This is a genomic window from Cohnella phaseoli, assembly GCF_003386235.1.
GTDB classification, from domain to species: Bacteria; Bacillota; Bacilli; order Paenibacillales; family Paenibacillaceae; genus Cohnella; species Cohnella phaseoli.
This window is the reverse complement of sequence record NZ_QRDZ01000004.1, coordinates 277,576-301,885: the sequence shown is the minus strand read 5'-3', so window position 1 is coordinate 301,885 and position 24,310 is coordinate 277,576. Positions and strand designations below refer to the sequence as shown.

13 protein-coding genes and 1 pseudogene are annotated in these 24,310 nt (G+C 56.3%); 2 read left to right on the top strand and 12 right to left on the bottom strand.

Going from position 1 to position 24,310, the window contains the following annotated elements; translation table 11 throughout:
- Nucleotides 1-47: 47 nt before the first annotated feature.
- From DFP98_RS07415 to DFP98_RS07380, 8 genes and pseudogenes are all read right to left on the bottom strand, one after another.
- Nucleotides 48-3,302 (bottom strand): DUF6259 domain-containing protein, encoded by a 3,255-nt coding sequence (locus DFP98_RS07415; protein ID WP_181917543.1) that lies wholly within the window; start codon nucleotides 3,300-3,302, stop codon nucleotides 48-50.
- Between the two features lie 33 nt (nucleotides 3,303-3,335).
- Nucleotides 3,336-4,751, bottom strand: coding sequence for a glycoside hydrolase family 32 protein (locus DFP98_RS07410; RefSeq protein ID WP_116059934.1), 1,416 nt, complete (start codon nucleotides 4,749-4,751; stop codon nucleotides 3,336-3,338).
- A 1-nt stretch (nucleotide 4,752) separates the two neighbouring features.
- A pseudogene (locus DFP98_RS07405) lies at nucleotides 4,753-5,634 on the bottom strand (carbohydrate ABC transporter permease).
- A 16-nt stretch (nucleotides 5,635-5,650) separates the two neighbouring features.
- Nucleotides 5,651-6,550 (bottom strand): ABC transporter permease, encoded by a 900-nt coding sequence (locus tag DFP98_RS07400; protein ID WP_116059933.1) that lies wholly within the window; start codon nucleotides 6,548-6,550, stop codon nucleotides 5,651-5,653.
- A 122-nt stretch (nucleotides 6,551-6,672) separates the two neighbouring features.
- Nucleotides 6,673-8,373 (bottom strand): extracellular solute-binding protein, encoded by a 1,701-nt coding sequence (locus DFP98_RS07395; protein WP_116059932.1) that lies wholly within the window; start codon nucleotides 8,371-8,373, stop codon nucleotides 6,673-6,675.
- Nucleotides 8,374-8,478: 105 nt separating this feature from the next.
- A complete protein-coding gene (locus DFP98_RS07390) occupies nucleotides 8,479-10,143 on the bottom strand; it encodes a response regulator transcription factor (RefSeq protein ID WP_181917542.1) in 1,665 nt (554 codons plus the stop codon).
- Nucleotides 10,118-11,932: a sensor histidine kinase gene (locus DFP98_RS07385; protein ID WP_181917541.1), complete on the bottom strand. Its 1,815-nt coding sequence runs from the start codon at nucleotides 11,930-11,932 to the stop codon at nucleotides 10,118-10,120. The genes DFP98_RS07390 and DFP98_RS07385 overlap by 26 nt, the downstream gene beginning before the upstream one ends.
- 155 nt (nucleotides 11,933-12,087) lie before the next feature.
- Nucleotides 12,088-13,047, bottom strand: coding sequence for an alpha/beta fold hydrolase (locus DFP98_RS07380; RefSeq protein WP_116059929.1), 960 nt, complete (start codon nucleotides 13,045-13,047; stop codon nucleotides 12,088-12,090).
- Nucleotides 13,048-13,207: 160 nt separating this feature from the next.
- Between DFP98_RS07380 and DFP98_RS07375 the strand changes: the two genes are divergently transcribed.
- Both DFP98_RS07375 and melA read left to right on the top strand, forming a co-directional pair.
- On the top strand, nucleotides 13,208-14,077 hold the full coding sequence (locus tag DFP98_RS07375; RefSeq protein WP_116059928.1) for an AraC family transcriptional regulator: 870 nt from the start codon (nucleotides 13,208-13,210) through the stop codon (nucleotides 14,075-14,077).
- A 133-nt stretch (nucleotides 14,078-14,210) separates the two neighbouring features.
- Nucleotides 14,211-15,593, top strand: coding sequence for an alpha-glucosidase/alpha-galactosidase (gene melA / locus DFP98_RS07370; protein WP_116059927.1), 1,383 nt, complete (start codon nucleotides 14,211-14,213; stop codon nucleotides 15,591-15,593).
- Between the two features lie 451 nt (nucleotides 15,594-16,044).
- On the opposite strand, the gene DFP98_RS07365 is transcribed toward melA, so the two are convergent.
- The 4 genes from DFP98_RS07365 to DFP98_RS07350 form a co-directional block, all read right to left on the bottom strand.
- Entirely contained in the window at nucleotides 16,045-18,414 is a 2,370-nt protein-coding gene (locus tag DFP98_RS07365) for an alpha-L-rhamnosidase-related protein (protein WP_116059926.1), read from the bottom strand.
- Nucleotides 18,415-18,514: 100 nt separating this feature from the next.
- A complete protein-coding gene (locus DFP98_RS07360; RefSeq protein WP_116059925.1) occupies nucleotides 18,515-19,450 on the bottom strand; it encodes a helix-turn-helix domain-containing protein in 936 nt (311 codons plus the stop codon).
- 154 nt (nucleotides 19,451-19,604) lie between these two features.
- A complete protein-coding gene (locus DFP98_RS07355) occupies nucleotides 19,605-20,876 on the bottom strand; it encodes a sialidase family protein (protein ID WP_116059924.1) in 1,272 nt (423 codons plus the stop codon).
- A gap of 403 nt (nucleotides 20,877-21,279) precedes the next feature.
- Entirely contained in the window at nucleotides 21,280-24,285 is a 3,006-nt protein-coding gene (locus DFP98_RS07350) for a discoidin domain-containing protein (RefSeq protein WP_116059923.1), read from the bottom strand.
- Nucleotides 24,286-24,310 lie beyond the last annotated feature (25 nt).

The window sequence follows — 24,310 nt, the reverse complement described above, 5'->3', positions numbered from 1 at the left end:
TTATCGATCATCTTAAGCAACTTGGCCTATGAGACAGCCCCTATAGCCTAGGGTTGAACGTTTTTAATCTCGGGCTCGCCCCAGAAAGCCCAGTCGTAGCCGTAGTCCCCTAAGGAATCCGTGATCAGAGTAAGCACGACAGTTTCCCCAGCGTAATCGGCAAGAGAGACGTCAACGGGCGTCCAAGCGGTTCCCGGCATCACATCCTCCGCCCATAGCTCGGCTCCGTTCACCGCGATGCGGAAGCCGACGCCCTGCGAGTCGTCCGCGCCGTCCTTGATGCCCGCGAATCCGCTAAGCGCCGCCGTTCCGGAAGCCGGGAGCTTCACGACGTAATCGACGTGGGTCTGTCCGCGTTGCGGCGGATGGGCGTCAAGCCCCTGCTTCTGAACGCCAAGCACGGCGCCAGTGCCGGGAATTCCGCCGAACGGCCCTTGCGGCGGGCTCTCCGTGCCGTTCTCGAACAGCAGGCTCGAATCGAACGGCTCCTCCTTCAGAGAAAGCGGCAACTGTGCCGTTCCCGCGGAACTATGGATCAGATACAACGTACCGGTAGCCGGAGCGGCGATCTCGTACCGATGATTGCCGAGATCGGTCGTCTGAACCGATCCCGCGCTCGATACAACCGACGTCAGCGGCTGCGGGCTGACCAGCTTCAGACTCGCGATCCGCGGTTGGCCGGCATCCGGCTCCAAGTCGATGCGAGGGGTTACCCATACTGCAGAGTCATTGTCCACCGTCGCGCCGGGATGCGTCTCCAGCCGGAGCGTGATCTCCTTCCCTTGCAGGGAAGCGAGATCCAGCTCGACCGGCGTCGGCGTCGCGCTTCGGCTGAATTGCTCCATACTAAGCACAGGCCTCGTCGCCGGAGGCGCGTCTTTCTCCCAGGCATAGACTTTGAACGTAACGCCGTCGCTGCTCTGGACGTTCTGCTCGGAGCCCAATTGCACGCCCGCCGTGAACATAGGAACCCGGCCTGCGGGCAATTGCACGTCGAACTCCAGCCAAGTATGGCCTCCTTGCCATTGTCCCATGTAAGGCGGATGAGCCAACATCCGATCGCCCCAATGCTGTACGGTTCCGCCTTGGGAGAACGTATGGGAGAAGCCGTTCTCCGATGAAAAAGGAGAGGCCGTTTGATGCACGGTGCCGTCGCTCAGCTTCTCCCCGGCCCGAATCGGCCCCGGATAATCCAGAAAATCGACGACATCCGCCGTTTGCTTATCCTGCAAAGAAAGTACAGTGTGATTCGTCTTGACCGATAGCCGTTTCGCGGCCACGTCGGACGGGAGCTCGTAGACGTGGAACGCGTTCGGATCGCGCGTTACGTTCGAATAGACATACGTTTTGTCGGGATTCAAGCCAAACAGCTTCGTCTCGTCGTACAAGTACCAGCCGGGAATAGTCCCCGGCAGAACGACGCTATCCACGCCGTAGACGTATCTCAGGATTTCCGTTCCTCCGGCGGGTTCTCCCGGTCCGCGCGACACCAGCTTTTCCCCGCTAACCCCCCGCTCGTAGGTCGCCGTTCTGCCGTCCGCCATCCGGAAGGAGAACAGCGTCCCGGTCGTCCAGTTCGAGAAGCTCGCCTCGGGTTTGCGGTCCTGGTACCATTTCGCTTCCCCCAGAAACAGCTCCATTAGCGGAGTCGGGTTCGCGATCTGGCCGAAGTTCGGCCGCGTAAGCATCGGAATCGCGCCCAGCCGATTCTGTACGACTTTGTGCCACGCCAGGAAGTAATCCTCGGTCAACGGATTGGCGTGATCCGGATGCCCATAGATCGTCGTGTACGGAGCGAAGATCGCGGAACTCGCCGGAACGACCTGGTCGATCTTCGAATCGTCCCAAGTTCCGGAGGGAGCGGAGATGCCGTACGCATGCCGCTGCGCGAACGCTTCGTAGCGCGTCGTGATCTCGTTCAAGCTCTCCCCGCCAAGCGCTATGTTCGCGGGCAATCGCTCTCTTAGATCGCGATGAAGGGCTAAGTTGCCCTGCATCATGTTCTTGCCGTCGATCAGGCCGTTCGCGTCGTTGTACATAAGCAAAGACTGGTCCAGATGCAACGCGTCTGGCTGGACTTCATCGACCAACTCTTCCATTTTGTCCACGAACAACTGCCGCCACGCCTGCGAAGCCGGATTGATCTGGGCGAACTTGATATGTTCCGATCCCGCCGTATATTCCGAGTACACCGGCTGTCCGGTGAACGGATCTTTCACTTGGTAGGGCTGCATCGCCGCATAAGCGGGATTGTCGGGAGACACGCCGAAAATGTTAACGTAGAGCATCACTTTATATCCCAGCGCCTGAGCCGCTTGAATCTTGGCGGCGATATCCGGCTTCGGCGTATAGTCCGGAAAGTCGACATCGTAAGGATCCAGCCTCCAGCCGGGCACGACGAGCAGCGTCTGCTCCGCGATCACCTTCTCCGCCAGCTCTTCCAGCATCGAAGCATCCTCGAGATCCGTCAACACCGTGAACCGGATCTCTTTCGTCCAAGCCGGCTGCAGGCGCGATAGCTTGGACAGATCGAACTTCCTATCCGCCCATTCGCGGTACAGATTAGCCCCGTTAACCCAATCGCCCGTGTAAGCGCGCAACCTCCAATCGGTCGACTCGGCTTTGATCGCCTGATCGAACGGCGCCGGGCGATACGTCTCCATCCCGACGTAGAAGTTGCCGTTCTCATGCTTCACGTGCAAGCTTTTGAAGAAATGAGCGTCGTCGTTCGCGTGTACGAGCAAGCCTCCGTTAGCCCCTTGAACGAGAAAAAACTGCGCTTCCCACACGTTCGGGTAATCGAACTGCGTGAACCCGTATGCCGCGTCCGGCGATTCGGCCGTCAACCGAATGCCGCCGAGCACGGGGATGACCAAGTCGTACGTATCGGGTATGATTAGTCCCCATTGCACCCCCGTAATCCCCGGCGCTTGCGTGTCGGCGTTCTGACTCACCGTAAGCGTCCCGTCGTATTTCGCGGACACGGTCGTCTCCAGCTCTGCGCGGGTCGAACCGCTCCCCCAAATTTGCGACAAAGTCGAATGCCCTTTCTTGACGTCTATAGCGGAGGTCGCCGAGCCGTTCCAGAGGTTGGATAGCGTCTTATGCCGAATGCCTGTCAACTGGCTGCCGCTTCCATAGGTCATCTCAACGTTGCCGTAAGTAAAATCCACGTTTCTCGTGTTGGGATTAAACGTAACCTTCGCTTCGTTCGCCGATGCCATGCCGTTAAACAAGCTGCAAACGAGAACGAGGACTAACGCCAAGCTCAGAATCATCGGCTTCTTGCTCTTGACCATCATGGCTTTTTCCCTCCCGATCATGGTTTCCTAATGTTAACGTTCGAACAGTTCCGTCGCGAAGCTAGCTTGACCCTCGCTGACGAAGACCCCCCATTCTCCTTCCTTCCAGTCGTAGAGCCGCGCGCTCAAGGCGATCTGGCCATTCGCGTAAATCTCGCATACGGTGCCGTCCACATAAACTTCAACCTCGCAAACGACGTCCGGCTTAAGTTCAATCGGTCTTTCCATACCGACGACGAACGGGATGTCCCCTTTTCTCGGCCAGACATCCAGCACGACCCGACTTCTCCCCGGCTCGAACCGAATCTGATAGCCGCGATCCAAGCTCTCGTCCGTCTTCAGGACGAAACCGCAGGCGCGCGTATTCGACCCGAACGACATTTTCGCGGTGATTTTGCAGACGTCAGGCAGCGTTCCCGCCGTGGCGCAAGCGAAGGAATCCGCTGCACTGGCGGTTGCGTTTCCGTCTTTCAGACTCCATTCGCCCAGAACTCCCGACCATTCGAACGGGACCTCTGTCGCAAACGCCGCGCCGACGGTTTTCGGTACCTTAACGGACAACGTCCCGTTCTCACGTTGATCGATCTCGTGGACGATGAGCTCGCCCCCCCACTGCCACGTTCCGTAGTCGTGCTCGCCTTCCCTCGTCGGATTCCATCCGAATGCGTACCGGCGTTGCCCGTCGGACCACGTTTTCGCCGCATAGAAGGCCCGAGTATCGAACGCGTCGTCGGCCGGCGCCGTCCACGGTCCCTGCAGCGATCGGCTCATCCGGTAATGCGTGACCGTGCGGTCCGAGAACGTGGAGTAGACCAAATACCACCAATCCCCGATCCGAAACAGATCCGGGCACTCGTGGGTCGTGTACAGATAAGGAGCCCAGAACGGTTCCCTCGTCTCCCAGCTCTTGAGATCCTTGGAAGCGCACAAAGCGACGCAGCCTCGCCGGTTGGCCGGACCTTCCTTCAGGCGGGCGGCCAGCAGCATCCAATATTCTCCGGCCTCCTCGTTCCAGAACACGAACGGATCCCGCCAATCGTGAACCTCGTAGAGATCTTCGCGAGCGTAGAACGCATCTTCCGGGATTTTAGTCCAATGCAGCATATCGTCGCTAACCGCGTGCATGACCGCCTGTTGCTTTTTGCCCTGCGAAGGAAAATGAAAGTTGTTGCCCGTATAGAAAATGTGGTAACGGCCGTCGGCCTTCAGAATGCAGCCCGTGTAAATATACAGGTCCTGCTCGTCTTCGCCGCCTCTGGGCAATACTTCCCCGTACTCGGTATAGCCGACGAAATCCTTCGTGCCGAGCAGAAACCATGGCGTCCCTTCGCCGTATTTCTCTTTGTCACGCCAGTCTTTCAAATACAGAAGCTTGAATTCCCCGTCCTCATGGAACGGTATGACGTCGGCCAGCCAGCCGTCGCGCGGCTTGTAGAAAAAATCGCCCATGTTACCCCTTCACGCTCCCCAATACGATTCCTTTGACGAAATACTTTTGCAAAAACGGATAGGCCAGCAGAATCGGCAACGCGCCTACGATGATCTGAGCGGCCTTGGATGTGCGCGTCGAGATTTGCGAAAGCTTGTGAATATCCTCCTGCTTCACCTGAGAGAAATCGAAATTGATGATGATCGTTTGCAAATACTAAGACAGAGGATAATGCTCCGGCTTGTTCATCAGAATGAGGCCGTCGAACCAGGCGTTCCAATGCCCGACGATCGTGAACAGGCCGACCGTGGCCAATCCGGGCAAGGACAGCGGCACATAGATGCTCCACAACGTCCGCAAGTGGCCTGCACCGTCCATAAAACACGATTCCTCCAGCTCTTTCGGCAAGCCGCGAAAGAAGTTCAGCAGCAGAATCACATTAAACACGGGAACCGCCCCGGGAAGAACGAGCGCCCAGACCGAATCGAGCAGCCCGGTGTATTTGATCGTCATGTACCAAGGGACAAGTCCGCCCGCGAATAAAATCGTGAACACGAAAATCCACACGTAGACGGTGCGCATGCGGAATGATTTCGTTTCCTTGGACAACGGGTAAGCGATCGTGATCGTCAGCAGCATATTGATCGCAGTCCCTAAGGCGACCCGCTCCAGCGTGATGCCGAAGGAACGCAGAAACTCGGGCCTGCTAATAATAAAATCGTAGGACTTGAGCGAGAAGTCGACCGGCCAGAACGTGACCTGTCCGGCAGCGACCGCCGCGCTCTCGCTGAACGATACCGCAAGCACATGAACGAGCGGCAGAAAGCAGAGAAGCGCCAATACGACCAGAAACGTCGAATTCGCGACGAGGAACAGACGCCTGCTCCAGGAAATGTAATGCACATCGTGTCACTCCCTTCTAGAAAATCCGGTAATTCGCAAGTCGATAGGCCAACCAATAAGAGACGGAGATCAGCAGAAAGGAGACGACCGATTTGAACAAACCGACCGCCGTGGCCACGCCGTACTGCGCGTCGTTAAACGCGATCCGGTAGATCATCGTGTCGAGAATGTCACCGCTTTCGTAGACGAGAGGATTAGCCAGGTTAAACACTTGATCGAACCCGGCGTTTAGCACGTTCCCGAGACTCAGCGTGACCATCAGTACGATAATCGGCATCATCCCGGGCAGCGTAACGTGGAACGTTTGCTTCCAGCGGTTGGCCCCGTCCACGACGGCCGCCTCATACAACGTCGGATTAACGCTCGTAATCGCGGCTAAGTAGACGATCGTGCTGAATCCGAACTCCTTCCAGACATCGGACGCGATCAGCACGGCAGGGAACCAGCGGTTGTCCGCCAGAAAGAAGATTGGTTCGAAACCGAGCTTGCCAAGCATCGCGTTGACGATTCCTTCCGAAGGGGACAACAGATCGATCAAGATGCCGCCGAGGATGACCCATGACAGAAAATGGGGCAAATAAATGAGCGTCTGCACGCCCCGCTTGATAAACGATCGCGATACTTCGTTCAGCAGCAGCGCGACGACGATCGGAACGAACAGTCCGAAGACGATTTTCATGCAAGCGATAAAAATCGTGTTCCAGATGACCTGTCCGGTGTTCGGCATATCGAGCACGAACCTGAAATTATCGAGGCCGATCCACGGGGAACCGAACCATCCGCTGAAAATCGTGAACTTCTGAAAAGCGATCACGACGCCCAGCATGGGCACGTAGCTATAGACGAGAACCAAAATAAGACCGGGCAGAAGCAGCATGTGCAGAGGCATTTCCCGTATCCATCTAGTCGTTTTCATCGTTCGTTTCACCGCCTGTATGCGAAGTCGTTAAGCCTTTCCGGGGCATAACGAAAGAAGGGGAGGATGAGACGCTCCATCTTCCCCGTTCGTTCCGTTATGCTTCCGCGGCGGCGGCTCCGTTATTGTTGAGAGCTTAACCAATCGTTGATTTCTTGCAGGATGGCTTCTCCGCCGAGCTTGTTCCAGTCTTCGACGAACTTATCGAATTCGTCTACGGACGCCGCGCCCATGATGATTTTGGTGAACGTCTCCTTTTCGAGCTTGTCGAGCGTCGCCCACTTGTCGGTCATCGTCGGCGTCTGTCCGCCGAACGCGGTCATGAGCAGCCGATCTCCGGTATAATTGTCCATCGTCGCTTCAAATCCGAAGTACTGATGGGCGACCGCCCAATTGTCCATATTGCCCGTCTTGAGATAATCGACGGTAGGCCCGTATTTGTCCGTTTCCGTCAAAGCGTCCTTCAGCAGGCTTTCATCCTCGTTCTTGATCGCCTCGCGAAGCAGCTTGAGGGACTCGATGACCCCGTCGTTGGATACGCCGGACTGCACGATCGACAGACGGGACGTGTTGATTCTTTCGCCGCCTTCTTCGACGGTGATGAACTGGCCTTCGTTCCTTCTAGATCCGTGCACGACTTCCTCGTGCAGATTCAGCATTTTAACGACTGCTTCCGGATGCTCGAACCCTTTGCGGACGACGACGTAACCGCTGGCCGAGAAGCCCGCGCTCGCCTTCGTCGGAGTGCCGTCGACGGAAGGTACAGGGTACGGCTTCCACTCCATGCCCGGATTTTTTTTGACGGCGTCGAGGAACACGTACGGATTCCAGTTCGCTCCGAAAGCCATGCCAAAATGGTTGGCCGCGATATCTTCCGCGACTTTGTTGCCGTCTTTCACTCCGAACTCCCTGTCGAGCTGGCCGCCCTTGTACATCTCCTGCAGCTTCGCCAGCACTTCTTTCATCTGCGGCTGTGTGGAACCGTAGACGACCTTGCCGCTCTCGTCCTTGATCCACGTTTGCGGATACGCGTGATACGCGTTGGCTAGGCCGGTAATCGAAGTAATCGGTCCATACAGATAGTTATTCACTGCAATGCCAAACGTATCTTTCTCGCCGTTTCCGTCCGGGTCCTCATTGGCGAACGCCTCGGAGATGCGGAATACGTCCTCCAGCGTCTTCGGTTCGGGCAGATTCAGCTTCTCCAGCCAATCCGTTCTGACCCATAGCAGATTGGGCTCGTAGATCGGCGCGTTGACGACCGGAATCGCCAACAGCTTGCCGTTAAACGTGGCGGAGGCAAGAGCCGCTCCCCCGTCTCCTTGCTGGAGCTTCTTCGTATGGTCGGATGCGTACTTCTCGTAGGCGCCGGTGAGATCCTCCAGCTGTCCGGCATCCGCAAGCTGCTTCAACTGGCTCGCCGATACGGAGAATACCTCAGGAAGGCTTCCCGAAGCGATCGAGACGTTCAGCTTGCGATTGTACTCGGTGGCAAGCGCGGTCCAGTCGTGAACTACCTTAATGCCGAGCAAATTCTCGTATTCTCGGTACCAAACGTTGTTGTCGATGCTGTCGCCTTTCGGGTAAGTCCATGTCTGATCCACGGCTCGGGCGACGTGAAGCTCGATGGGCGGGTCGTATTTCTCGAACGGATCCGCTTTCCCCGCAGGACTCCCCGACGCTTCTGATGCAGAAGCAGACGGTTGCGCCGATGATTCACTCGTCTTCTCGGCGCTTTTCCCTCCGCCTCCGCTGCAAGCCGAAGCAACGAGCGCGATCGTCAGCATGCCGGTAATTAGCTTGAATAGACGTCTTCTTTTCAATTGCCGTTCCCCCTTGGATCGTGTACAGAACGTCGAACTCTTCTGCCTAGCCCTATTATAAGTAGGCGCCGAACGCCCTCTCTACTCGCCGATTTTCACTTTCCGTTATCCGTTTTGGAGATCGGCATGCCTTTCCCGATATTCTTGAGGGGTTAGGTTGGTCGCTTTCTTGAAAAAGCGATAGAAGGACTGTTCCGTCATAAAACCGACCGCCCTGGATATGTCCTGAACGATCATCCGGTTGTTCTCCAAAAGCTTCTTCGCCCTCGCCAATCTCGCTTCCGCGATAAATTCCGTGAGCCCTTCGTTTGTAATCTGCTTGTAAAGCCTCGTCAAATAATAGGGATTGTAGCCCACGACCTCCCCTATTCGGGTAAGGGATAAATCACCGGCCAAATTGCGTTCCACATACAGTCGGATATGCTTGATCAAGTCATCTTCGCGGTTATGGCGATCGACGTTTTTCTGCTCGAACAGGCACTCCGCAATTGAAATGAAATACTCTTCGGCTTCCTCCCACGAGGCGTGGGACTCGAACCTCGACAGCTTTCCGAGGTCAAGGGAAGCTCCGATCTCGTCATGCAGTCCCCAGCGGTTTAGATACGCCAGGAATAAGGCGACAAGAGAATAATAGACCTCCAGCTTCAGAGGATCTTCCCTATCCATTCGGCCCGAAGACAATTCCATCAGCAATGAGAACTCCGCGAAAAAGCTTTCCTTCCGGCCGTTTTCCAAAAACGCCGCCATTGGACCGACTTTCTCAAGGCGGCTGCGAATTTCGCGGGTCTGGAATCCGGGATCCGGTTGAGGGTGCTCTGAGCCCGACCGATCGATGAGAATCAGCTCCTTGCCGGAACCGAGTCCCCGACCAAGCAGACGTTTCAAGTCGTGGAACGTCTCCGGCGCGCGCGTCCAAGGCGCGGTACCGACGGCCGAAGCGAACGACACGCCGAGCTTCAGGTGCTGCTTGCAAGCAATCTGGATCGACTCGATCGTCCCGTGGACGAAGCGGCTCAATCGTCCTTTCGACTCGGCCGAAGTAAGCCGTTCGAGAGGCTGAATAAACCACATCAGCTTGCTTTTTTCCCATATTACCGATACGCAACGCGTGGACTTCGCGAGAAACTCCTCCGCGATGTTCCGAATGGCGAACAGCATCAACTGTTTATCCGCAGCGCCGAGCTCGTCCCGCCAATCATCCACGCGACCGATAACCAACATTACGTCGCCGTCGTCTTCAAGGGGGACTTGCCATTCGGCGAACCGCTCTCCCCTTCTGCGCATCGATTCCGGATCGCCATGAATCATTTCCAGCATGTATTCGTTCAACAGCAAGGGCATAGCCCGCCTCAGCTGGTTCTCCGCGAGAAGGACCAGCCGTTCGGCTTCGACCGTTTCGTACAGCTCTTCCGCGGCCTTATTCACAGCGCGGAGAATCTCATCGGGACTTTCCGTCTTCAGCAAGTAATCGACACCCCCGTTGCGCATCCCTTGCTGGATGTACTCGAAGTCGTCGTATCCGGTCAAGAAGACGACCTTGCAAGACGGCCACTGCTTGACGATTTCCCGTTGCAGCTCCAGTCCGTCCATACCCGGCATCCGAATATCGGAAAGAACGATATCGATCTTCGTTCGGCCTAACCACTCCAGGGCCTGAGCCGCGGAATACGCAGCATACGTTTCCAGCTCCGGCTTGCCCTCCCGAGCGAACAAATCGATCAAACTATCGACGATCGGCCTTTCGTTATCTACGATAAGCAATCTGATCATCGCCATCATCCCCATTTTTTCTTATTGTCAATCGGGCCTTCAAGCCTCCAAGCTCGCTTCGGGATAAACTCAAGCCGCAGCCTGGTCCAAATTTCAACCTTAACCGGCGGTGCACATTTAGAATTCCTGTCGTCTCCATCGCCCGGTCCGACGTCTCGATCGATCGGCGCAACCGATTCAAGCTTTCTTCGTTTAACGATTCCCCGTTGTCCTCCACATCGATCGTCAGCTCGTTTGCCGTCTCTTCGCGAATTCGAATCCTCAACTTTCCGTTAGCGGTTTTGTTCTCAAGTCCATGCACGTACGCGTTCTCGATCAAAGGCTGCACGATCAGACGCGGCACGACCGTCCGGTTCCAGCTTTCGGGGACGTCCTCCCATTCGACGGCAATCGTGCCCGAAAACCGGATCTTTTGAATCTCCACATAGGAGGCTGCGTGCTTCATCTCCACGCCGAGAGGTACCGTCTCCGCGCCGCTGCGCGTAATGAACTGAAAGTAGCTCCCCAGATGATGGAACATTCGATCCGCCAGCTCGTACTCCCTCATACGGACGTATCCTTGCAGGATAAAGAAGCTGTTGTAAAAAAAGTGCGGGTTAATCTGCGACTGCAGCTGCTTCAGCTCGGACTGTTGAGAACGGATTTGCTGCTCGTATACCTCATGGATAAGCACTTGAATCCGGTCGACCATGTGGTTGAACTGCCCGTACAAATACCCGAATTCGTCTCGATTCCGATGAGTGACGCGGACGCCGAGATCGCCTTTCTCCACTTTACGGAACGAGACGACCAAGAGCTTGATCGGCCAGTGAATCAGACGATAGATCCAGTAAGAAAAAACGACCACCAAGAGCCCCGCAATAAGCGAAAACGTCCAGATCCAGTCGCGATGCCGATCAAGCGGCTCGAGAACCTTTTCCGTGGGGACGAACACTGCTAGCATCGTGTCTAGCGGAACGGAACGTTCGTACGCGACGAAAAAGGACTCTCCGCCAGATTCCAGCGTGAATTGACCGGTGGTTATCCGTTCTTCCTCCGTTGCGGTTAGGTTCGCGTCGTGCGTTTCGAACCCTACCTCCTCTTCCGAGAGCTTCTCGTAAAATTTCGAGCGAAGCTCCTCGCCGATTCCCGCAGGAACGTTCCACCGATAATCAGAGCCCAGCAACAACGCGCCCCCCTGTTCACCGGTCACAATACTGTTAAGTGTGCGGGAAATCTCCGTTTTCGACAATTCGATCCCCATGGCGAGCACAGGCTTCCGGTTCACATAGATTGCATCCGGATAAACGCCGGTCATCATCAGCTTGCCTTCGTATTCGAATACCGGGGATCTCATGTTGTCCGGTTCCAGCATGGCATCGAGTTCGTCCTCGGGAATCGAATCGTCGTAGTCGTTGGCGATGACGCTTCGGCCCAAAGCCGGAATATACAGCTTTACGTTATCGACGAACGGGCTCGTGCTCTTGAACAAATACAGCTTGCTCTTGACCGCCAGAATTGTGCGGGATCTCTCGAAATCGTTCATTCGCTCGGCCGCTGTGCCCAGAGTCAACAGGTCGTCGTCATTGACGTATTCGACCTTCAGCCGCGTCAGCCTGGAAAACTCCGTCTCTAGGGACGTCAAATAGAAATGGACGCGGGAAGCCATCGACTCCGAGATCTGCTTGCGGACGACTTCTTCTCCGGAACGGTTCATCATCAAGCTCGACACATAGATCGGAATGATCATGAGCAAAAAGGACAAGACGAGCTTGGGATAGATTGTCAACGCTTTCAAAGATAGTTTCATCGAGTCATCCCCTCTGCTGTTCGCTAACCTGATCATACTCCGATCCATAGCCGGATGGGAACAAAATAACGCCTCGAACCATTGCGGCTCACAAGCAAAAACTCCTCCGATGTCCTCTTGATGCAGAAAAAGAGGCGTTTCCGCCCCTTCCTCCTCTACATATCCGCCAGGAATCGGATCGCCTCGTCCTCGAAGCCCGGCAAACGTTCGTGAACATAGTCCGGGTAGATCGCCAGCTTTTTGTCCGAACGGATTTTGTTATACGCCGCGAATTGCGAGGAAGGCGGGCACACGGTATCCAGAAGGCCGACACCCATCAGCGTATCGCCGCGAATCCGGTCCACCAGATGCTGCACGTCGATATAGCCCAATCTTTCGAAGATTTCGTCTTCGCGAACGTGCAGAGGATCGTGATGGCGGAAGTAAATCCGCAATTCCTCGTAAGCGTCTCTCGCCAAATCCATCTCCCATACGCGCTTGTAATCGCATAGGAACGGAACGCTCGCAGCGACGCGGCGAATGCGCGGCTCCAGCGCGGCGCAGGCGAGGGCAAGGCCGCCGCCTTGCGAAGCGCCGAAGACGCCGACGCGGTCGCCGTCGACTTCCGGCAGGGACATAGCGATTCCGGCGAGCTTGGCCGTATCCAGGAAGATGTCCCGGAACAGCAGACGGTCCGGATGGTCGTCCAGTCCGCGGATAATATGCCCTCTGTGCGTCGTTCCTTTCACGCCCCCTTTATCTTCCGATAGCCCACCTTGTCCCCGGCAATCCAGGGCAAGTACCGAGAAACCCGCTAGCGCCCAGGCCAGCTTATCCGACCAGTCTCCCGAGTAGTGCGAATAGCCGTGAAAATGCAGCACGGCGGGATGCGGCTCGGACGCGTGCTTCGGTCGGACGTATTTGGCGTGAATCCGTGCGCCGCCCGTTCCCGTGAAATAGAGATGGTAACAATCGGCGTACGGGACCTGAAAGTCGCTGGCGACAAGCTCCCATTGAGCATCCGTCTCCCTCATCTCTTGAAGCGCCCTCTCCCAGTATGCGTCGAAATCGGCCGGACGCGGATTCCTTCCTTCGTAATTCCGTAGTCGGTCCAGCGGCATATCGATAAGCGGCATCACAAGGCCTCCTCTTTTTGCGATTAGTTCGGTCTGCTTGTCGTTGCATGTAGTACAATATTTACGTGCCTGTCTTATGCCTGAGACGCATTCAACCCGAATTTAAGCGATAAACACGCAGAATTCAATAGAAGGATATTGAGCGGGAGGTCGTAAAATATTGCTTAAGACTCACTATGGATTCCGTTACAAAGACCCCGACGACTCCCTGATGGTAATTCGGGGCATCGGTTGGGAAAGCACCTCGAATGAAGATTACAGATGGGACGGATGGACGCGGGGGGACAAGTTCGTTGCATTTCAATATACGTTGTCGGGAGAGGGACATTTGATTTACGACGGCAAGCACTATGCCGTCCCACCGGGCCACGGCTTCTTCGTACGGATTCCGGACCGGCATTGCTATTACTATCAGTCGGATTCCCGAACTCCGTGGGAGTTCGTCTTTCTGACCGCGGAAGGGAGCCACGTCTTCTCTTACTGGAACGAGATCGTCGAGAAGAACGGGCCGGTCGTGGCGCTCGATCCTTCCTCCAAGCCGATCGCTATGCTTTTGGAGATGATGCGCGGCGCCGACGACCGGACGCTGACCGACAAGTACGAGATTTCGGTGCGGCTGTACGAATGGATCGTCAGTTGCCTTCGCGCGTTGGAAGGAAAAAGGGAAATCGAGCGCTCCGTCCCCGACGCCGTTGAGAAAGCCCGCGCTTTCATGGAAAGCCGCTACCATCTTCCGTTAACGCTGGAAGACATCGCGGCGGCCGCCGGCGCGTCGAAGTATCATTTCTGCAGGCAATACGTGAAATACGCGGGCATGACTCCCGTTCAGCATCTGAGTCGAATCCGTATTGCGGAAGCTTCCAGAATGCTGAGAGAGACGAACGCGTCGATCGCCTCCATCGCCGTCGCCGCGGGTTTCGATAACGGCAGCTACTTCGGCAAGGTTTTCCGCAAGCTGACGGGGATTTCTCCTCAGCAATATCGCGACGGCAGCGACGGAAGTCCAGCCAAACCCATTTTCGTCGAATAAGCCAATGGACGAGGAAGAGCAATTTAATACTATTTCGCAGAAAATATATTGCTATTTACTCCTTATATTTACGGACATAAGATTAAATCCGTAAGGACTAAATGAGCAATTATTTCATACGGAGGTGCGGAAATTGTTGAAAATCGCAATGATCGGAGCCGGAAGCATCGGCTTTACCCGCAGGTTGATCATGGATCTGATGGCGGTACCCGAATTTCGCGACACGGAATTCCGCTTGATGGACATCAACGCGGAAAATTTGGAGATGGTGACGAACCTTAGCCGGCATATGCTGGAAGTCAACGGGCTTGATCGGGTGACGATCCATTCCACAACGAATCAGAGGGAGGCAATAAAGGACGCCGATTATGTCATTTGCTTAGCTCGGGTCGGCGGGCTCGAAGCTTACCGTCACGACATCGAGATTCCTCTTAAATACGGCGTAGAGCAGTGTGTCGGAGATACGCTCGGACCGGGCGGCGTGTTCTTCGCCCTCCGCACGATTCCCGTGCTGCTCGATATCGCCCGCGACATGCGCGAGCTTGCTCCGAACGCGCTTCTGCTTAACTATTCGAATCCGATGGCCATGAACACCTGGGCCGTTCGCCGCGCAGGAGGCGTTCGCGTCGTAGGCTTATGCCACGGCGTGCAGCATGGCCACGAGCAGATCGCCGAAGCGTTCGGCTTGCCGCAGAGCGAGATCGATCAAATCTGCGCGGGTATCAACCACCAGACCTGGTTTATCAAGGTGTCCCATAAAGGGAAGGATCTGCTTCCGGGAATGCTGGAAGCGTTCGAGAAGCACCCGACGCTTCCGCAGACCGAGCCTTGCCGAATCGACGTGCTAAGAAGGTTCGGCTACTATTCCACCGAATCCAACGGGCATTTAAGCGAATATCTTCCATGGTACCGCAAACAGTCTGCCGATATGAACAAATGGATTAACGACAAGGAATGGATCGGCGGCGTCACCGCGGGGTATTTGGAACACTGTCTAGAGCGTTTCGAGGATTACAAGGCGATGTATCCGAAGTGGCTGAACGGGGAATTGGAGTCGATTCCGTTAGGACAACGTTCCGAAGAGCACGGGTCTTATATTATCGAGGCCCTGGAAACGGGCCGTCCATATCGGGGCAACTTCAACATCGAAAACCGCGGAATGATCACCAACCTCCCGGACGGCAGCACGATCGAGATTCCATGTTACGTCGACCGCCACGGCATCGCGCCGACTTGGATCGGAGACTTGCCGCTTGCTTGCGCAGCCACGTGCCGGGCCAGCATCAGCGTTCAGGAAATGGCCGTAGAAGCCGCGCTTACCGGCAATCACGAACTCGTAAAGCAGGCTATTCTGCACGATCCGTTAACCGCCGCAATATGCGGGACCGAGCAGGTTTGGAGCATGGTCGACGAGATGTTCGAAGCTCTGGCTCCTTGGCTGCCTCAGTTCAACGGAGAGAACCGCACGTGGAAAGACATCCCGCAGCCTGAAGCAGGCTATTACCGGATCTCTTAGAAAATGTGAAGGGTCCGCCCTATAAGTAGAGTTGCATGAGATGATCGATTAAAACTGTTACTGCGAATCTATTTGCACACATGAGTCTACGCAGGGAAGTTAGCCGAAAAATCGCACAAAGCTGCTCGAAATAGGTTCAAACGACGGACATTTGTCCGAAAAATCGTACAAAGCTGGTCTGCTCAGGCTCAAACGACGAACGTTTGTAGGAAAAACCGTATAAATCAACCGAGATCAAGGAGTGTATGTCCCTAAAGCGTCTTCGATGATTAATATGGATAACTTCCGATGATTATCTGGAAGTATTGCGGTTGTCGGTCATGTTGATCCCGGACACTGCCTCAGACGCTCCTGAAACCTTGCAACGGGTTTACCCATTCAGGTTTCAGGAGCGAGCTTTGGGGACCTCCGCAAAGGAATCGCAATAAGCTTCGGAGCTTATCTTTTAGAGCTAAATCTCGATCTCGTCAAGCCCCTCGTAAGATGCGGAGAATCCGCCCGGCAAGCGAACCTCGACCGGCACTCCCTGAAGGCCCGAGGCGCGCAGACTGAATCGGCCCGTCTCCGGTTCGATCCGCCACGCAACATGGACCGCGCCGCGAGGCGTAATCGCGCTGCCTTCGGCCCATTGCAGCGGGCCCGGCTTCGGTTCGATGAGAATGCGGGCGAACCCCGGCGCCGCCGGATTCACGCCGAGCACCTCGCACGGAAACTCGTATAGCGGCACCGCCCCCCAAGCGTGGCAATCGCTCCGCTCCGATACCGGATCCTCCAGCCATGTCGTCATATTCAGTTTAAGCTGGTCTCGCCACATGTCCCATAACGGATACGAACGATCGTATTCCCCCGCGACGGACAAGGCTCTGAAGTAGAAGAACGCCATCGCATAGGACACCGGAAGCAGCGAGCGGTCCTCTGCAAGCGCGACGGCCAATCGCCGCGCTTCTTCGCCCTGCACGGCGCCGGACAGGACCGCCCATACCTGTGCGTGCTGGCTGTATTCTTCGATGCCCGGGCCGTCCTGGAACAGCTTCCGTTCCTCGGAATAAGCATGCCGTTTAACGGCAGAGATCGTGCGGTTAGCCCGTTCCCGATATTCCGTCGCCGTGTCCCGTCTGCCGGTGCGCTCGTTGATATCGGCCGCTTTATTCAACGCGTCGGCATACATCAGATTGTACACGGTAAGCGGCACGCGCCGCCCCGGCACGGGAGCGCCGCGAGCGGATTGCCACTCGTGCACCCAATCGACGAAGGACCAGTAGCCTTGCGGCATCGGACCGACGAGCCCGTCCTCGCCTGTGCGGCGTTCGAACCAGTCGAGCACGGCGTCGATGGTCGGGCGGTATCGTTTGAGCAGCTCGGCATCGTTCCAATACACATAATGATCGTGAACGATCATGATCCAGAACAAGGCAAAGCCCGGGATGACTTGCGGCAGCATAGCCGGAGAACGACTTAGCAGCATGCCGCTCGGCAAGAGAGAGCTGTGCAGATCGAAGATCGCTTTGCGAGCCAGCCGGTCGTCCCCGCTGATCAAATACGTGAACCAGATTTGCAATCGTGTATCCATGCTATACTGCAATTGCTCATAATACGGACAGTCCATATACGTCTCGTACATGCAGCGCTGAAGCGTGCGAACGCTGATGTCCCACAGCGGCGTAAACGTAGGATCGGAGCTGGCGAACGAGGCTTTAACCTCCAGCGGGTAGCCCGTCTCCCTATAGTCCGCCGAGCAAAAAATCAAAGGTTCGTCGCCTACGGTAATTTCCAGCCGCACGAAGCGGAACGTCCGATAATGAAAGGTTTCGTAGATTTCCTGCTGCGGCTCCGCCGCGCCGGCTACCCGATACGATTCCCGATAGCCTTGAATGACTTTTCCTTCCGGGTCGTCCCGAACTCCCTTTTTCCCTTCCGGCGTCGCATAGGACTCGGCGCAAATGAAAACAATCTCGCTGCCGCGGCCGCCTTGCGCAATCAATCGCAGAAATCCCGTCGTCAGCTCGCCTGCGTCCAATTCGACGTTCAGCTTCGCTCCCGCCGGCAGCCGCAGCGGTTCGTTGCCCGCTACCCATGCCTGAAGCTGCTGCTCGCCAAGATTAAGCCGCCCACCAGCATCCATGTCGCCGTCGAAACGCATAAGCCGGACGAACGACCGTTCTTGCTCGTACGGCATCGGGATCGTGCGCGCGGCGAGCTGCCAAGGCGTAAGCGCCCCGTACAAAGGATCTGCCACTCGGCTAACCTTTACCGCTGCAGGCCATTCCGAATCGTCGAATGTCTCGTTTGTCCAGCCGTGTTCCAGTTGAAACCCGTCGACCGCTTCCCCTCCGCCTACGCACGTATGGGTTTCCGGCAATAGCGATAGCGCCAGGTCGGGCCGGCATCGCCATTGTCCGCCGCCCGAGGTCGACAAATCCTCCACTTCGTTTCCGTTTTCCGACATCAGCTTTCCCTGCAGAAGAAACGCTCCGTTAGGACTGCTAATTACGGAATCCGGGTGCGGCGAGCCCTTGCCGAAATGCAGCACTTTAGCGGCCAGAACGTTGCGGCCCGGCTTCAGCCTGGCCGTCAGCTCGACGCTTTCGTAATAATGCGTCCCTGCCGCCCCTCTGCAAGGACCAACGCTGACGGGCTCTCCATTCAAATACAACCGGTATCTGCTATCGGCCGATACGTCGACGGACAATCGAACGGCCGCGTCTTCCGGCACGTCGAACGATCTCCGAAAATAGACGAGACGATAAGGCTTGCCGTCTTTAGGCGCCTGTTCCTCATCCAGCCATATCCACTCCGCGCTCCATACTTTTTCTTCCTCCATCTTTAGCACGCCTCCTCAACAACCTTTATGTAAGCGCTTTAATTAAATGCCATCGGAGAAATAACGCTTATGCGTTCGGTTTCCCGTCAACGCATGCGAGCTATTCCCCGGATTGGGCAAGCTGGCTTTCCATTCGGTACTCCTTCGGAGTCATTCCGGTTAGCCGCTTAAACACTTTGATGAAATAAGCCGCATCCCGAAAACCGACAACCGCGCCGATCTCCGCGACGGTATCCCCGTATCGGACCAGCAGAGCTTTCGCCTTCTCAATCCTTAGAGCGTGAACGAAGCGGACAACCGATTCGCCTGTCGCCTGCCGGAAGGACCGGGTCAATTGACGTTCGCTGCAGCAAGCCAGCTTGGCGAGATGGGAGATCTCGATGTCCGTTTGATAACGGCGTTCGACATACCCGACGACCCTGCGGATATACTCGTTCGCGCTGGAGTGAACGTCCCGGTTCCGCCCCGTACCCACGCTTTCCGAGTAGAAGCGGCTTAGGCGCACGATCAACTCGTTAAACGAAAGCCGAATCAACGCCTGATAGCCAAGCCGTCTCGCGCCGAATTCGTTCTCGATTTTTCCGATGATCTGCTCGATCTCCCCTGCCCCGCGGAAGCCTAACTTCAGATTGGACGCAAATCTGGCCGGTTCCTTCAAGTAAGGCTGGACATAGAAAAAATCGAGAAGCTGCGACTGTCCCGGAGCGTGCAGATAGGAATCGTCGACGAACTCCGGCGCGAACAGCAGATTTACGATCTCCAGCCGTTCGTCGTGAGCGAGCTCGTACGTATGCTCCTCTCCTTGATTCACGATCAGAATATCGCCGGCAGAGATTTCGTATCGTTGCTCGCCGAACACCGCCGAACGAATGCGATGCTTGGCCGTTCCGCCGACGACGTACACCAGCTCGACGAATTCGTGCGCATGGAGCTGCAGCTGCGTGTAACGGTCGTGCACGTTGCGCTCGATATGAAACGGAAACGACGGATCGATGCCGTAAACGGCCGATCGGAATAAAGGCAAGATTTCGTTCATCCGGCTTCCTCCCCGTCCTTTCGTTAGATCCAGTATAGCAAACGGCGAAGCCAAAAAAATAAAACAATCCGGACATTCGATAGAGGTATCGGGACATTTCACAAAATACCCATACGTCGAATGGGACGTAGACCGGGAAGAACTCGATTTCCGATCAGTAGACCAACTCCCGAAAATTCCGCACCCGGTGCAGCGTGATCAGATTTCCGTTATGCGCACACGCGGCTTGACCGTCTCCCGAGCGGCTCAGCACGAGCAAGTCGTCGCCGAGGATCGCCATACTGCCGTAATGCCTCGCCTCTCTATCGGATTCCGTCTTCGCCACCAAGCCCGCAAAGCACCAATCGAAACCGTTTTTCGAAAAGTGGAGCTGCAGCCGATTTCTTTCATTATTCGGAAGATTGAACCTGCCGGGAGGAAGCCGCTCCGCCTTCGTCATACTGTCCGTCGCTTGGGTGCTGAGCAACCAATACAAACGGGTTGCTTCATCATAAAGAATGTGAAATTTCATCTGCCCGCCGGGACACGGAACAAAGGCTATCTTTCGCCCCGATGGCGCTCGCTCCAGCATCGTCGCGATGCTTCCGTCCGGCTGTTCGACCGCTTTGGCAATCGCCGCAAAGCCTGTGCCTCCTGTGTGCGCCCTCATCCACAGATGAAAGGTGGAGCCCATCGGATCGCAGAAATAATGATTTTCATCGACGAATTGTACGACGTTCGTCTCCAGCCACCCCATTCGAAAACATACCCGGCCAGGGGCGAGCTCGTTCGACGAGCCCCGTTCGACCGGGTAGAACGGAACGCCGAAATAATCCAGCTCCTCCTCGGGAATGACTTGCTCGAACGCAAGCTCCGAAGCGAACGTCCAGCTCTCCCTGCGGGTTAGGTCATTATCCTCCCTGCCGCGGAGCAGCACCGGAGCCATGACGCTGACCGGCCAGCCTAACCGCTCGGGGCTTGCAATCCGCTCCATAACCAGGTATACGTTCCCCTTCGAATAATGCACATTGGACGGCGCTTGGTGCCAGGTTTGCCCTTCGGTCAACGCCTGCGGCTCGCTCCAGGTTTCGCCGCCGTCGTCGGATCTCATAATCATCAGGTCGCGGCAGTGGCCGAGGATATATACGGATGCTCCCGCGACGAACGGACGTGCATGCATAAACGGAAAATCGACGCGATGCGTCCACGTCCCTCCGCCGTCGTCCGAGGTCAGCGCTTTGCCGAACCATAGCCAGCCGCCTTCGATAACCCGCTTCGGCCCCTCCACGTTCGGCATTCCGGGACCTCCAAGGTCCAATGTGGCAAGCAAGCGCCCTCCGGGAAGGACGGCGATGCCCGGGCTATACGCATACACGCCCCTCGGATCGGGCGATTCGTACACCGTCGCATAGTCGGCGGCAAGCTCTTTAATTCGCTGCTTATTCAATGAATCTCTCTCCTTCGCTTCAAAAAAACTACGACTGACCAATCGGCATACATTGGTCTTCTAGGGGAACGGTTCGCTGGGCGGCAAGAGAAGAACCCATATTGTCAGCGGACTTTGCCAGTCCCCGTCCGTTGAACGTGGAGGCACTTTCTTGGCCTTCGCTCCGCGCCTGGGGCAGCATGGAGACACTTTCTTGGCCTCGCAAGCAGCGACTAACAGACGTAACGAATCTACTCACGTATTGGCATACCGGGCAGCAGGAGAGATCTATTCGAGTGGTGTTTCATTCTTCCTTCGAGTTCATGCATGCGAATTGGTCAGCTGTAGAAAAAAAAGGGCGTGCCGCTCCCGAAAACCGCTCGTTTACGGGATAGCACGCCCTCTGCCTATCTCTACGCCATGCTTACTCCGCATACACCTCGATCTCGTTTACCCGGAGGTATTCCGGCTGGTTCGCCGGCCCGCTCGTGCCGAGAACTCGCAGCTTCGAGCCGGTTACCGCCGCAAACGTATGCGTCCGGTGATCGAACGTATTGCCCGTGATTGCCGTCAAACAATCGACCCATGCCGAGCCGTTCCAGTATTGAATCTGATAATCCTTAATGGCATAGCCTGATGTCGTGTACAGCTCGACTCGGCTGAAGGTTTTCGCCGCACCGAAGTCCAGTTGCACCCATTGCGGCAGCGCGGTTCCGTCCGTCGCCCAGCCGCTCCAATCCGTCGTGGCGGCTCCGTCGTTAACCTTCTCAGCGGCATAGCCGTTAGCCGTATCGGTGTTCGACGCCGACGCCGCGGCGCCCTTCGCGAAGTTGACCATGGAAGCCGTATTCAGCTTAACTTGGCTTAGCTGCGGACTGTAGGAAAGCGTTCCTCCCGTCGGAAACTCCACCTTCACGAACTGAGTTCCCGTCGGAAGCTTGCCCAGCGTATAGACGCGCTTCGTCCAGGCGCCCTCGTTGATCGGCGAATCCGCGTAGTGCCAGCCCGTCTGCTCCTCCCATGTTACCCCGTCCGGCGCAGCGTAGAACTTAAAGTTGCGGATGCCCGGCTCGTTATCTGTCGCGTACAACGCTGTCAATTGAAGGTCCGTCGCTTCGCTGCGATAGATCGCATATTCCGGAGTCGAACCCGTCGAGGTTCGCATCGCCCGGCTGGAATCGCCCAGCGCAGCTCCGTGCGCCGTATCGAAAACCAAACCGGAGCTGTGCGCGCTCGCCTTCGTCCAATCGTTCATTTCGTCGATGATCGGCGCCGAATTCCACGGGACGTCGGAGATTTGCGCCTGCCCGATCTGCGGGCTGTACGCCACCGCTCCCCCGGTCGGGAACTCGACTTTTACGTAGTTCGTATTGTCCGCAAGCTTCGTAAGCGTATAGACCCGCTTCGTCCAGTACCCTTCGTTAATCGGAGAATCCGCATAGCCCCATCCGTCATGCTCGGTCCAATTCGATCCGTCCGACGATGCGTAGAACTTGAAATTGCGAATCACCGACTCCTCGTCGGTCGCGAACAATCCGGTCAGCTTAAACCGAGTCGCGCCGTCCAAGCGATAAATAATAGACTGCGGTGTAGTTCCGTTATTCGTCCGTATCGCCCGGCTGCGATCTCCGAGAGCGGAGGCGTTCGCCTTGTCGAGCACAAGCCCGGAAGTGTGCGACTCAGCCTTGCTCCAGTCGTCCAGTTCGTCGACGATCGTCGTCCCCGCGCTGCGGGCGTTCGTAATCTCGTAGAACACAACGCCATGATGGTCGAGTTCAGGCGTAAGCGTTAGTTGATTGCCGACGAGCGATACGGTCGTCGTGACCGGCGTCAGCGTTGCCAGCGCTTTGTAATCCGCTTCCCGCGAGTACCAGTAATCCCGGTCTGCGGTGTTTTTCAAGCTTTTCGGCACTTCCATCGTGTACTTGGACCAGGAATACGCCGAATCCGGAATTCCCCGGTTCGCTTTGTCGTTCCACCAGGTCGGCCAGAAGTTGCCGTGCGTATCGTCTACGATCCACTTCTTCACTGTAACCGTATTGCCCGCTACGGGAGCGATATTGCGAAGCGTAACTGCGGGAGTCTCCGCAGTCGTACGGCTCATATCGTTATTGTGATTATAGATCATAAGATGAACCGTATCGGTCGAGGCGTTGTAGCCCGCCACGCCGTTCACTTCATTGCTCGGATCGGCCGTCGTTCCCGAGAAGCCGCCGTCCAGCCGCTTATCTCCAACCATGCGGTAGCCGAGATTGGCAATATGCGTCGAGACGGCGGGCACGCCGCCCCAGATCGCTTCCGTACTCAGTCCCCAAGCGGAAAACCAATCGATATTCCAGTCGAGCATCGTCCTGAACTGCTTGGCGTCGGAAGACCCCTGGAAGCTGTGGGCGACGATCCGCGAATACAGCGCCTTGGAATCGGAGCCGGAGTTGATGCGGCCTTCGTCGATGCCGTACTTTAGATTCCCCAGCCCGTTGGCGACGGAGCGCTTGCGCAGCGTCTCGATCGTATCGACGAAGCTTTTGCCGTTCGGCATCCGGACTCCCGGCTTCAAATCGTAGAACGATGCGGTCAAAAAGTCGATCTGCGTTCCAGGCAGCCCCGTCTTATAATTGGTGCCGTTCGGGCCGACTCCCGCGACGTGATCGATGAAAGCCAGCTCGTCCCATAATCCTTCGGTTACGGTCATGCTATGGGCTCCGACCGTTAAGTTGGACGCCCCGATCGCGTCTTCCAGCGCCGCTACCGTATAATCGTAAATTTTGAAAAAGGCCGTCTGGGTGGATGCGGAACTTACGCCGTCGTCGAACCATTCCGGGTTCTCGTATTCGGTAAAGACGCCCCATGTCCAGGTTTTCACTTCCGCAAGCCCGAACTCCGCAACAAGCGCATCGGCCAACGCTTTAATGTAAGCGTAGTACTGATCGTAGTCGCTCGGAGGCTTAAGATTCGCTTCCATAACGCCTACCTCCGGGTCGTCGGACAGCTTCATCGGGATGTTGCCGGTTTTGATGTGCGGCTTCAACCCTTGATCCACGACGTGATGAAGCGCTCCGATCAGCCGGGAGAAGTCGTAATCCGTCAGCGTCGTGCGGTCGGAAGGATCGGCGAACAGGTCGCGGTTGGCGCTGCAGCCGGGGAAACCGACATAGCAGCCTCCGGTTGCCGTCATGAACTGAACGTTCTTGACGAACGGGTAGTTGGTCGCGAACGTATTCGCCGGCTTGCCCGCCGCTTTTGTCGTCCAATCGATCTCGTAGTCCCAGGCGTTAATATCGGAAAAGGCATTATGAATCGTACGGCCTTGAGCGGTCAGATCAAACGACAGCTTGGGGCCTGAAGCCGCGAAGCTCGATTCGGCCGGAATCAGCAGCAGCGAACCGGATAACGCGAGTGCACAGCCCAATGAAGCCATCCTTTTTCCCATCCCAGACGTCCCCTTTCGCTAGGGC